Annotated in this window: 11 protein-coding genes; 3 read left to right on the top strand and 8 right to left on the bottom strand. The window is 65.4% G+C overall.

Going from position 1 to position 11,456, the window contains the following annotated elements:
* Positions 1–10: 10 nt before the first annotated feature.
* Positions 11–1,591 (bottom strand): hydantoinase B/oxoprolinase family protein, encoded by a 1,581-nt coding sequence (locus RAD15_RS33520; protein WP_458182809.1) that lies wholly within the window; start codon positions 1,589–1,591, stop codon positions 11–13.
* Positions 1,588–3,597: a hydantoinase/oxoprolinase family protein gene (locus RAD15_RS33515; protein WP_458182808.1), complete on the bottom strand. Its 2,010-nt coding sequence runs from the start codon at positions 3,595–3,597 to the stop codon at positions 1,588–1,590. The genes RAD15_RS33520 and RAD15_RS33515 overlap by 4 nt, the downstream gene beginning before the upstream one ends.
* A 166-nt stretch (positions 3,598–3,763) precedes the next feature.
* Between RAD15_RS33515 and RAD15_RS33510 the strand changes: the two genes are divergently transcribed.
* A complete protein-coding gene (locus tag RAD15_RS33510; RefSeq protein WP_458182806.1) occupies positions 3,764–3,937 on the top strand; it encodes a hypothetical protein in 174 nt (57 codons plus the stop codon).
* Between the two features lie 234 nt (positions 3,938–4,171).
* Here RAD15_RS33510 and RAD15_RS33505 read toward each other — a convergent pair whose 3' ends face one another.
* From RAD15_RS33505 to RAD15_RS33480, 6 genes are all read right to left on the bottom strand, one after another.
* Positions 4,172–4,702 carry a flavin reductase gene (locus RAD15_RS33505; protein WP_458182804.1) on the bottom strand — a complete coding sequence of 177 codons (531 nt, stop codon included), beginning with the start codon at positions 4,700–4,702 and terminating at the stop codon, positions 4,172–4,174.
* Positions 4,703–4,710: 8 nt separating this feature from the next.
* Positions 4,711–5,964, bottom strand: a complete 1,254-nt coding sequence (locus RAD15_RS33500; protein WP_458182802.1) for a Zn-dependent hydrolase — start codon at positions 5,962–5,964, stop codon at positions 4,711–4,713.
* Positions 5,965–5,971: 7 nt separating this feature from the next.
* Entirely contained in the window at positions 5,972–6,853 is an 882-nt protein-coding gene (locus RAD15_RS33495; protein ID WP_458182800.1) for an alpha/beta fold hydrolase, read from the bottom strand.
* An 11-nt stretch (positions 6,854–6,864) separates the two neighbouring features.
* The gene (locus RAD15_RS33490) at positions 6,865–8,010 is read right to left on the bottom strand and encodes a pyridoxal phosphate-dependent aminotransferase (RefSeq protein WP_458182798.1); all 1,146 of its coding nucleotides are present in this window, start codon (positions 8,008–8,010) and stop codon (positions 6,865–6,867) included.
* A gap of 7 nt (positions 8,011–8,017) precedes the next feature.
* The gene (locus tag RAD15_RS33485; protein ID WP_458182796.1) at positions 8,018–8,797 is read right to left on the bottom strand and encodes an SDR family oxidoreductase; all 780 of its coding nucleotides are present in this window, start codon (positions 8,795–8,797) and stop codon (positions 8,018–8,020) included.
* Between the two features lie 68 nt (positions 8,798–8,865).
* Entirely contained in the window at positions 8,866–9,504 is a 639-nt protein-coding gene (locus tag RAD15_RS33480; protein ID WP_458182794.1) for a GntR family transcriptional regulator, read from the bottom strand.
* Between the two features lie 303 nt (positions 9,505–9,807).
* On the opposite strand from RAD15_RS33480, the gene RAD15_RS33475 reads away from it, so the two are divergent.
* Positions 9,808–10,671, top strand: coding sequence for an ABC transporter ATP-binding protein (locus tag RAD15_RS33475; RefSeq protein WP_458182792.1), 864 nt, complete (start codon positions 9,808–9,810; stop codon positions 10,669–10,671).
* On the top strand, positions 10,668–11,447 hold the full coding sequence (locus RAD15_RS33470; RefSeq protein WP_458182791.1) for a class II aldolase/adducin family protein: 780 nt from the start codon (positions 10,668–10,670) through the stop codon (positions 11,445–11,447). Before RAD15_RS33475 ends, RAD15_RS33470 begins: the two co-directional genes overlap by 4 nt.
* Positions 11,448–11,456: the final 9 nt, after the last annotated feature.

Raw genomic sequence — 11,456 nt, 5'->3', positions numbered from 1 at the left:
GCAAATCCCCTCACTCAGCCGCCGCGGCGCCGAAGCCGCCGCCGCCGCACATCTCAATCGTGACGAGATCGTCTTGCTGCAACACCAGGTTTGATTTGCCGTCGATCGCGACGTTCGCGCCCTGCCTGACAAGCGAGATGCGGCAGGCCTTGCCGGCTTCGCCGCCCTGCATGCCCCAGGGCGCTATCACCATGCGTTCGATGCAGGTGGTCAGATGCATCGACGGTGCGAGGATGCGATAGGTGCGAACCGAGCCGTCACCGCCGCGATGCGCACCCGCGCCGCCGGACTGCCGGCGAATGGCCTGCTGCTCGATATGGATCGCGTAGTTCGCTTCGATCACCTCGACCGGCGTGTTCGAGGTGTTGGACAGATGCACCCGAGCCGCCGAGATGCCGGCCCGGTCGTGCCGCGCGCCCTCGCCGCCAGCGTGGACCTCGTAGAGCATCTTCCACGACCCGTTTGGCCGCGGCTCGGCAAAGAACAGCACGCCCGCGGTGGTCGCGCCACCGGCCGACAGGCGCTCGGGAATGGTGTCCTGCATCGCGCGAAAGATCGCATCGACGATGCGCATGGAGGTCTCGTGGTTGCCGGCAGCCACGGAAGCCATCCAGCCCGGCTCCAGGATCGAGCCCGGGCGCGTGATGATGGTGAGAGGCCGGAGCGCGCCCGCGTTCTGGTGCATGTCGCGCCCGCTCATGATGCGCGCGGCATAAGCGACCGCCGAGCGCGCCATGAACGGCGTCGTGTTGCAGAAATTGGAGACGCGGTCGCAGCTTCCGGAGAGATCGAAGGTCGCCTCGTCGCCCGCGATGGTGATCTTGACGTGGATGCGCGCAGGCGCATTGTTCGCGCTGCCGTCGTCGAGATGATCCTCACCCTCGTAGACGCCGTCCGGCAGCGCGCGGATGGCTTCGCGCATCTCGATTTCCGAGAGCTCATGCAGGCGCGACTGCGTCGCCGTGAACACGGCCTTGCCGTGCTCGCGGCAGAGGTCGACGATACGCTTCTCGCCGGCCTTGGTCGCTGCGATCTGGGCGAGCAGATCGCCCTCGCAGGATTCAGGGTCGCGAACATTGGCCTTGAGCAGTTGCACGATCGGCGTGTTGACGCCGGCCGCGGTCGCGATCAGCACCGGCGGAATTCGCATGGCCTCCTGGAATGTGTCGATGGCCTTCGCAAAATAGCTGCCGGGCCAGGTGCCGCCGATGTCAGGCCAGTGCGCGAGGCTGACCGCGAAGGCCACGATTTCGCCATCGACGAAGACAGGCCGCACGACCTTGACGTCGTTGAGATGATTGCCGCCGAGCGCGCCGACATTGTAGATCACCACGTCGCCGTCGTTCAGGCTGTCGCGCGGCATGACCTTGAGCAATTCAGGGATGGTGTAGGCCATCGCGCCGAGGTGGATCGGGATGTCGCGGCCCTGCCCGACCAGACCGCCATGGCCGTCGGTGATTGCGGACGACAGGTCGCCGGCCTCGCGCAGCAGCGGCGAGCGCGCCGAGCGCGTCATCACCAGGCTCATCTCCTCGGCCGCAGCCGAGAGGCCGTGCCTGATGACCTCGACGACGAACGGATCGAGCTTCATGCCGCCCTCCGCGTCAGGAACAGATTGCCTGATACGTCTGGCCTCACCTGCCAGTCTGGCGGCACGACCACGGTCGACCACGCGTCTTCGATGATGGCTGGGCCGCTGACGGTCTCGGTCAGCGAGGCGCGGTCGATGATGGCGGTTGCGATCTCGTGGAAGCCGTCGAACGAGCAGATGCGCTTGCTGCTGGAGACCGCCCTCACCGCCGTCGAGGGGCGGCTCACGACAGTGGTCGACGGACGGCGCGCCTGGACACGCACGGATTCGATGACGCAGGGCTCGCTGGTCGCGTAGCCGAACAGCTCGTTGTGTCGCGCCAAAAAGTCGGTCCTCAGCCGCGCCACATCCAGCGGCAACGTGAATGGCACCGGAATGGCATCGTTCTGCGCGGCGTAACGCATCAGCGCGACTAGCTCGACCTGGATCTCCGCCTTCGCAACAGAGTTGGCGATCAGCGGCACCGAGGCATCGTCGATCAGCGTCCCGATCCGTTCAGACACGCGGGCGATATCAATGCCGTCGAGGCCGGCGCGAAAAGTCTGCTGCTGGAGAAAGCTGAAATCGGCGGTGAGACAACCCAGCGCAGAGAACGCGCTCGATGCGCTGGGCACGACGACCTCTGCGATGCCGTAGAGATCGGCAAGGCCTGCGGCGTGCATCGGGCCGCCGCCACCGAAGGCCAGCAGCGTGCAGTCGCGTCCGTCGATGCCACGCTCGACGGTGACGCGGCGGAGCGCGCGGGCCATGGTTGCGTTGGCGACCTTGATGATTCCGAGTGCGGTTTCGGTCAAGCTGAGGCCCAGGGCGCGCGCGATCGGCGCGATGACATCAGCGGCGGTCTTGATGTCGATGCCGATCCGATCGCCGAGTTTGGTGTCGGGATTGAGATAGCCGAGCACGGCATTGGCGTCGGTGATGGTCGGCTCCGTGCCGCCGCGGCCGTAGCAGGCCGGCCCCGGCTCGGAACCGGCGCTCTCCGGCCCGACGGTGAGGCCGCCGGGGCCGTTGCGCACGATCGATCCGCCGCCCGCGCCGATGGAATGAACCGCCAGCATGGGCTGGCGTAGCGGCTTGTCGCCGAGCATGCGGCCGTCGGTCATCTCGGCCTGGCCGTCGACGATCAGGCACACGTCGGTCGTGGTGCCGCCCATGTCGAAGGTCAGCATGCGCGAGGTGCCGAGCTGGCGCGCGATGCTGACGGAGGCTGAGACGCCGGCCGCCGGGCCCGACATCGCCATCACCAGCGGCCGCCGCTTCACCGCTGAGATCGGGATCATGGCGCCGGCCGAATGGAACACCTGCAGGCCGGCACCGATCGGCAGCCGCTGCTCCAGCTCGCTCAGATATTCCACTGCGATCGGCATCGCGGCCGCGTTGAAAACGGTCGCGGATGTGCGCTCATATTCACGTGCCTCGGGATTGACCTCGTGCGAGAGCGAGACATGGGCGACGACGCCCTTGAGGCGCTCTCCCAGCATTTTTTCATGGATGGGATTGGCATAGGCATGAAGCAACGCCACGGCGACGCTCTGCACGCCGGTTTCCTTCAGCCACGCCACCAGACGCTCGATCTCGGCGTAATCAAGCGCCTTCAGCACCCGGCCCTCGTGATCGAGGCGCTCGGTGAGCCCAAAACAGCGTTCGGGCGGCACCAGAGGCGGTGATTTCGGGGGTACATCGAGGCGGTAGAGATCGCGGCGGCGATAGCGCGCGATCTCCAGAACATCGGCAAAGCCTGAGGTCGCGACCAGAGCCACCTTCGGCAGCCGGCCCTCGACGATGGCGTTGGTGACGCGCGTGGTGCCGTGGACGAAGCGCTTGACCTCGCTCTTGCGCAAGCCAACCGCCTCGATCGCCTCCAGCATGGCCTGAACCGGCGCGTCGGGGCGCGACGGCACCTTTGCAATCCGCGCCTCCGAAGAATCGCGCCGGATCGCGATGATGTCGGTGAAGGTGCCGCCGATATCGGTGCCGACTTCCCAGTGATGTTCGAAAGCGCTCATGTGTGGGGGCAGCTACGGGTGACGACCGAACCGGACGCCGGGTGCTTCCCGTCGATCGCAACGTCCAATGCCAAACCGGGTGTGCTCATCGTCATCCCCTGTCATGCCACCTACTTCGAGCGTGCGACAGAGCGATGGGCTCGGGATAGGGCCTGAGTTGTCGCGAGTGACGCCACGCATCGCGGCACCTGCTGCACGTTTTGGTGCAGCGGTGCCCGCGTTGAAAGCAGGTGAAGTTGGATCGTTCGAGGCGAGCGAAGTGCAGCGCACCACGGATTTTCCGGCGCAAATCGTGACATCCGCTGCACTGCAATCGGAGCGCTCCAAATCGCCTGTCTAATTTGCAGGCGATCGGACGGCAGTGCGCGATCATCGGATGCCCACGAGCTATGCACGGCAGTCGGCTCAGCCTCTCTTTATTGTACGAACAGTAAGAGACGATCGAGTCGGGTGGGATGGTGCATTGCGGAAGCGCTCCATTGCATCGGTGAACAACGCCGCCAGATGAGGCCGGTGACGGCGAAGGACACGGTCAGATCATTCGGCATCAGCACTGCGAACCCAGCCTCTTACATCAGGATGGGCCAGAAGCGGATTCGGGTTCAGCCTCGGCCGGAATGGTCGCCCCGATCATGTGATAGGCGCGGCCGAAATAGATCAGATTGTCGGTGCAGCCGGACCTTTGCAGGGCCACGACCCGGCAGAACAGCACATCATGCGTGCCGACATTGACGACGTCGTCAATCCGGCAATCGAACGCCGCGGTACAGTCGGCGAGCACCGGGGCGCCGGTTTCAAGCGTCGACCAGGCGGCTCCGGCAAACCGTTCCTCGGCCGGCACCCTGCCGCCGAACAAGCGGGATAGCTGCTCGTGCCGGGCCGAGAGCACATTGACGCACACCACCTTGTTGCCTGTCACACTGGGATAGGCCGAGGACGCGCGGTTGATGCAGACCAGAAGCGTCGGCGGATCGTCGGTGACGCTGCAAATCGCGGATGCGGCAAATCCGGCGCGGCCTGCACTGCCGTCCGTCGCCACAATGCTGACCGCGGCACCGAGGCAGGCCATCGCGTCGCGGTAGTCCTGAGGGGCCACGTCCTGCATCGTCGTCCTCACGGCTCGATGGCAGGCGCAAACGCAAGCTCGCGCAGCACCTGTGCCAGCACAGATGCTCCGGCCGCAACATGATCGGGTTCGGCCCATTCGTGCTCGACATGGCTAGCCCCGTCGCGGCACGGAATGAAGATCATCGCGGCCGGACAGACCTTGGCGAGATGGCGCGCGTCGTGACCGGCGGCCGAGAGGATGTCCATCGCAGCATGACCTTGGTCACGCGCCGCCGCCGCGATGCTTGCCCGCAGGCGTGGATCAAAGGCGTTCGACGGAGCATCGACGAGTGGCGTCACCGTGACCGTGCAAGGCGCGGCGTTCTCCCGGCAAAGGGCCATGATGCGCGCGCCCGCGGCATCGAGCACCACATTGTCGGGATAGCGCAGATCGATGCTGAAGCTGACGCGCGAAGGCACCACCGATGGTGCGTTCGGCAGGACCGTAACCCGGCCGATGGTGAACTTGATGTCGGCATCGACGGTGCCGATCTCGGCATGAAGTGCGCTGGCTGTCCGCGCAAACGCCGCGAGCGCATCTCGGCGCTCCCGCTGCGCGAGCGTGCCGGCGTGGCCCTCGGCCCCCTCGATCACCACCTGAAAGGTCTTCTTGCCCTGGATGCCGGTGACGACCCCGATCGTGCAAGCCGCGGCCTCGAGCAGCGGTCCCTGCTCGATGTGCAATTCGAGATAGGCGCTGACGACGAAGCCGAGCGGCCTGTGCGGCAGGTCGGGAAAGGCTTGATGGAGACGTTCGAGCGCTTCGCCGACGCTGATGCCGTCTGCATCACGCGCGGCGCGGATCGCGTCCATGTCGCGCTCGCCGGTGAAGGCCTCCGAGCCCATCATGCCCGGTGCGAAGCGCGAGCCTTCCTCGTTCATCCAGCCGACGACGATGACGTCGCGCGCGGGCTTCTCGCCTTGGCCGGCCAATGAGACCGCGGCTTCGAGCGCCGCCATCACGCCGGCCGCGCCGTCGAACTTCCCACCGGTCGGCTGGCTGTCGAGATGGCTGCCGAGCAGGAGCGGCGGTGCGGCGCGATCGCGGCCGGCCAGCGTGAGGAACAGATTGCCCGCAGCATCCGTCGACGGCGTCAGTCCCGCTTCACGCGCCCAGCCGATGACGCGGCGCCATGCGGCGATCTCGCCCTCGCTCAGCGCCTGGCGATTGACCCCGCCGGCGGACGTCGCGCCGATCTCGGCGAGCGCCATCAAGCGGGTCCAGAGCCGATCGGCGTTGATCAGGGGCAGACTTGTCATTGATCCGCTACTTCGTGCGCATGATCTGGCCCGGCAGGGCGCGCGGGTCGCGCGGCAACCAGCGTCCGGCCTCGACCTGGGCGATGAACTCGGCCAGCAGCGCGTTGAACGCCGCCGGCTCTTCGAGATTGAGCGTGTGACCGGTCTTGGGGAACACCGAGAGGCCGCAGGCGGGAATGGTCTTCTTCAGGAAGATGCCGGGCTGGAGACAGTGATCGTCCTCGTCGCCGACGATAACCAGCGTCGGCACCATCATCTTTTTCAAACCGTCTTCGAGATCGTAGAAGGACGGCCGCCGCGCCTGGACGCCGCGCATGGTGTTGGCGGCGCCGCGATCGGAATGGGTGGCGAGGCGATCGGCAAATTCCCGCCAGCCGCGCGGATCCTTGTTCTGGAACTGCACCCGGCTCGCGCCCAGCGCGTAGATCTTCGAGAATTCCTTGGCGCCCTGCTGCTCGAAATTGTCGGCGACTTCGCGCGAGACGCCGCGAAAATACTCCTCGAACTCTTTTTCGCAGCCGTAGCCGGCACCGGCCACGGTGAGCGACAGCGCGCGCTGCGGCGTGCGCAGGCCGAAATGCACCGTGCAGAACCCGCCCATGGAGAGGCCGACGATGTGCGCCTTGTCGATCTCGAGCGCGTCGAGCACGGCGACCGCATCGTCCGCGGCAATCGCCTGCGAATAGTCCTCCACGTCGTCAGGCACGTCCGACGGCGGATAGCCGCGCGCGGCGTAGGTGATGCAGCGGTGGCGCCGGCTGAAATAGCGCAGCTGCGGCTCCCAGCTTTCATGATTGCCGCCGAATTCATGGATGAAGAGGATCGGCGTGCCCTCGCCCGCCTCTTCCACATGGAGCTTCACGCCATCCTTCGTCGAGATCGTCGTCATCGGCATCGTCCCTAGAATTGCGGCGGAAGGTCGTTGAGCGTGCGTGCCTGCGCGACCATCTCCGGCAGCAGCGTGCAGAGCTTTTCGACCCAGGCTTGGGGCACGGAGGTGCTGATCTTGACGAAGCGGTCGCCGAAACGCTGGGTGTGATAGGTGCCCTGGCGGATCATGATGCCCTGGCGGCGATAGCACTCGACCAGTGCCTCTGGGCGGATGCCCGCCGCGATGGTCTCCAGCACCAGGAAGTTGCCGTGCGACGGCATGATCGGCAGCGCCAGCCCTTCGATAGCGCCAGCCGCCTCCTGGATCATCGCCTTGTTGGCCCGGTCGGTGCTGCGGACCTTCTTCATCCATTCGGTCTTGACCGACAACCCCGCCTGCGCGGCGCGCTGGGCGATGACGCTCGCACCGAGAACGCTCGTGGAGGTCTGTGCCAGTTCCTCGAACAGATCAGGCGCGGCGACGAGGGCACCGATCCGCAGGCCTGCAAGGCCGAGCCATTTGGAGAAGCTGGTCGAGACCACCGAGCCTTTCGGGGCCACGTGAAGCGCCGGCGTATGGCCATCGGCGAAGTCGCGATACGTGCAGTCGTGCACCAGCAGCGCACCGCAATCGCGCGCGATCGCCGCAAAGCTCTCGATGTCCTCGCGGGTGTAGCGGATGCCGAGCGGATTGTTGGGATCGACGAGATAGATGATCGCCGTGCGCTCGTCGACATTCGCCTTCAAGGCTTCAGGCGTCAGGCGGTAGTTGCAGGCGGGATCGTAGATCGGGATCTCGATCACCTCGGCTCCCTGCTGGCGCGCGAACAGGCACGGCCATTTCCAGGTCGGATCGGTCGTCACCAGCGTGGTCCCCGGCTTGCAGCGCGCACGGCAGATCATCGCCAGCGCGTTGACGCCGCCCTCGGTCACCAGCGCCTCTGCGCCTGATGTGCCGAGGTCGGCGACGATCGCCTCGCGCAGCGCCTCGAAGCCGAGCGGCGGGGCATAGGCATTGAACTCGCCGGCCTCGATCGAGCGCAGCATCGCCTCGCGCACGGCGGGATGGCTCTCGATGTGGTTGGTGTTCTGGCCGAGCCAGTAGAGGCCCGGCGTCGCCGAGAGCTCGTCGAAATAGCGGTTGCGGACCAGCGCCGCCGATTGAGACTTCGACATCGACGCCTCAGATTACCGAGCCGCGCGCGGCGATGCCGCCGTCGATCGTCACCACGGTGCCGGTAATGTAGCCGGACCGCGGCGAGGACAGGAAGGCAACGAGATCGGCGACCTCCTCCGACGTCGCCGGCCGCTTGCCTGGATATTTGTCGAACAGCTCCTCCCAGCGACCTTCGTCGCCGAGCATGTCGATCGCCTTGCGCTTCATGATCTTGAGCATGCGATCGGTGGCAACCGGACCCGGATTGACCGCGACGACGCGTACGCCGTGATCGAGGCTGCGGCCGCCGAGCGCCTTGGTGAAGGACATCAGCGCCGCGTTACCGGTCGAGCCTGCGATGTAGCTCGCGTCCCAGTTCTCACCGGAATTGCCGATGATGTTGATGATGACGCCGTCCTTACCCTTCATCCGCGGATAATAAAGACGCGACAGCGTGATGTAGCCGAACACCTTGAGATCGAAGCCGCGCCGCCAGGCGGCGTCGTCGAGGATCTCCAGCGAGCCGGCCGGGATGTCACCGGCATTGTTGATGAGGATGTCGATGTCGCCGACCTCGGCCGCGAGCTCCTCCATCGCCGCCGTGCTCGACAAATCGAGCGCGTGGATGGTGATCTTCACGCCAAAGCGGGCTTCCAGATCCCGCTTGGCCTGGAGCATGGCCTCGCCATTGCGGGCGGCCAGATGCAGGTGACACCCTTCCGCGGCGAAGAGTTCGGCCACCGCCAGTCCAATTCCTTTCGACGCGCCGGTGATCAGGGCGGTCTTGTTCGTCAGCTTAAGGTCCACTCCGGGTCTCCAGGATGCAAGCTAGATATACAAGGTCTAGCAATTTGCATACCAAGCGACCGGGAAGGTCACTCGAAGGCGGCGAGGAAGTCCAGCAGGTTGTCGCCGAGCAGGTTGACATGATCGCGCATGGCGCTGTGCGCGCGCTCGGGATCATGGGCCAGGATCGCCTGCATGATTGCCTCATGTTCGCGAATGGTGTCGGCGATCCGGTTCGGCATGCGCGTCACCCGGCGACGATACGCGGCCACCTGATTGCGCAGCTTCCGCGTCTGCTCGGCGAGGAACGCATTACGCGAGGCTTCATAGATTGCTTCGTGGAATTCCTGGTTGATGTCGTAGAAGACGTCAATGTCGCCGGTCGCACCGGACGCCACAAGTCGTTGGTGAATCTCGCCAATTTCAGCTCCCCAGGCCTGCGAGACGCGCCGTGCGGCAAGCCGTGCGCAGAGCCCCTCCAGCTCCGCCATGACCTGGAACATCTCGATCAGGGCCTGCGCCTTGATGCTGCGGACCGTCGCCCCCTGCCGTCCGCGCAGCTCGACGAGATTGCTGGCGGCCATCAGGCGGAACGCCTCCCGTACCGGCGTGCGCGAGACGCCGAAGCGCTGGGCAATCTCCTGCTCGTCGAGCCGGCTCCCCGGCTCCAGATGCCCCGCCGCAATCGCACCTTCGAGCTTCTGGCGCAGGCTCTCGGCGAGCGTCATACCGGGGCTCGTGCTGAGGGATTCGTGCCCATTTTTCGCGCGCTTGCCTCCATCATGTGCACCCGTATCCGTCATTATGTTCCTCTTACTTCAATATAGGTATACAAAACGACGCTCATCTTCCAGCGAAACGGCCGATTTTGACCCTTGGACACGCTCGGCTCTGACGTATTCGCGTCAGAGCTCGCAAGTCTTATGCCTGATTTGCGCGGGAAACGCACTGGCACACGAGTTGCTACGTAGATTCCGACGTGGCCCGCTTTCGTATGCGAATGGCCGCTGCCATTATACAAGGACATCCCGGTGCAGGCTGCCCGCCGACCCAATCCCGGACCGACCGCCGAAGCCATGCCGGCGCCCGGCAAGCCTGAGCCACTGCTCGAACTGCGTGCGATCAACAAGACCTTCGGTCATGTCGCGGCGCTGTCGGAACTCCAGGCGAGCATCGCCCCCGGGGAGTTCGTCACCGTCGTCGGCCCCAGCGGCTGCGGCAAAAGCACCCTCTTCAATATCGTCGCCGGACTGGAAGAGCCCGACGCCGGCGGCATCCTGCGCTTCGAGGGCAAGAGCTGCCATGCCGCCGATCTGCTCGGCCGCGTCTCTTTCATGCCGCAGCGCGATTTGCTGTTTCCCTGGCGCAACGTGGTCGACAACGCCATCCTCGCGCTCGAAGTCGAGGGCATGCCGCGCGACCAGGCGCGTGCCAAGGCGCTGAAGATGCTGCCCGAGTTCGGGCTCGCCGGCTTCGAGAAGCAATATCCCAATCAATTGTCGGGCGGCATGCGCCAGCGCGTCGCCTTGATGCGCACCTTCCTGTTCGAACGCGACCTCATGCTGCTGGACGAACCGTTCGGCGCGCTCGATGCGCTGACGCGGGCGATGATGCAGCGCTGGCTGCTCGACGTCTGGCAGAAATACCGCCGCACCATTCTCTTCATCACCCATGACGTCGACGAGGCGATCTTCCTCGGCGACCGCGTGCTGGTCATGACCGCGCGCCCCGGCTCGGTGAAGCTCGAACAGGTCGTCGATCTCCCCCGCCCGCGCCGACCCGAGATCGTCACCTCTCCCGAATTCGTGGGCCTGAAGCGCACGCTGCTCGATGCGATCGAGGAGGAAAGCATGAAATCGTTCCAATCCTCCATCGCGCAGGAGAAGCCGCAGTGAACGCGATGTCAGCAAAAGAACCGCGCGGGATCGATCCGGCCGAATGGGAGGCCCGCATCAAGCTCGCGGCCTGCTATCGCATGGTCGCCAAGCTCGGCATGGACGACCTGATCTACAATCACATCTCCTTGCGCGTGCCCGGCCACGACGATCAGTTCCTCATCAATCCCTACGGGCTGCTGTTCGACGAGATCACGGCGTCGAGCCTGGTGAAGATCGACACTGAGGGTAACAAGCTCGACGACACGCCGCAGGCCGTCAACGTCGCCGCTTTCGTCATTCATGCCGCGATCCACGCGTCGAACCACGACGCGGCCTGCGTGCTGCATACCCATTCCGACGCCAGCGTTGCGGTGTCCGGGCAAGAGAAGGGCCTGTTGCCGCTCAGCCAGTTCGCGATGCGCTTCTACGATCGCCAGGCCTTCCACGATTACGAAGGCGTTGCCATCGACCTCGACGAGCAGGTGCGCCTCGTGCGCGATCTCGGCCCGCACAAGGTGTTGCTGATGCGCAACCACGGCATCCTCACCGTCGGCCGGACGCCGGGCGAGGCCTTCATGCTGCTCTATTATTTCGAGCGCGCCGCCCGCATCCAGCTCCAGATGCAGGCGGCCGCCGCGGCCGGCGCGACTCTGGTGATGCCGCCGCATGAGGTCTGCGAGAAGGCCGCGCGCCAGTTCTGGGAATTGCAGGGTGACATCCTCGTGCCCGGCGAACGCGAATGGCCGGCGCTGATGCGCCAGCTCGACCGTACCGATCCGTCTTACCGCAATTGATTTTCATCG

It is taken from the genome of Bradyrhizobium sp. 14AA, from assembly GCF_054185205.1.
Note: the sequence above shows the minus strand (reverse complement) of the source record. Positions and strands in the feature narration are given on the sequence as shown.

Bases quoted from the DNA above. Each gene is read 5' to 3' on its own strand.
- RAD15_RS33520 (WP_458182809.1), bottom strand. From the start codon at position 1,591: ATGAAGCTCGATCCGTTCGTCGTCGAGGTCATCAGGCACGGCCTCTCG.
- RAD15_RS33515 (WP_458182808.1), bottom strand. From the start codon at position 3,597: ATGAGCGCTTTCGAACATCACTGGGAAGTCGGCACCGATATCGGCGGC.
- RAD15_RS33505 (WP_458182804.1), bottom strand. From the start codon at position 4,702: ATGCAGGACGTGGCCCCTCAGGACTACCGCGACGCGATGGCCTGCCTC.
- RAD15_RS33500 (WP_458182802.1), bottom strand. From the start codon at position 5,964: ATGACAAGTCTGCCCCTGATCAACGCCGATCGGCTCTGGACCCGCTTG.
- RAD15_RS33495 (WP_458182800.1), bottom strand. From the start codon at position 6,853: ATGACGACGATCTCGACGAAGGATGGCGTGAAGCTCCATGTGGAAGAG.
- RAD15_RS33490 (WP_458182798.1), bottom strand. From the start codon at position 8,010: ATGTCGAAGTCTCAATCGGCGGCGCTGGTCCGCAACCGCTATTTCGAC.
- RAD15_RS33480 (WP_458182794.1), bottom strand. From the start codon at position 9,504: ATGACGCTCGCCGAGAGCCTGCGCCAGAAGCTCGAAGGTGCGATTGCG.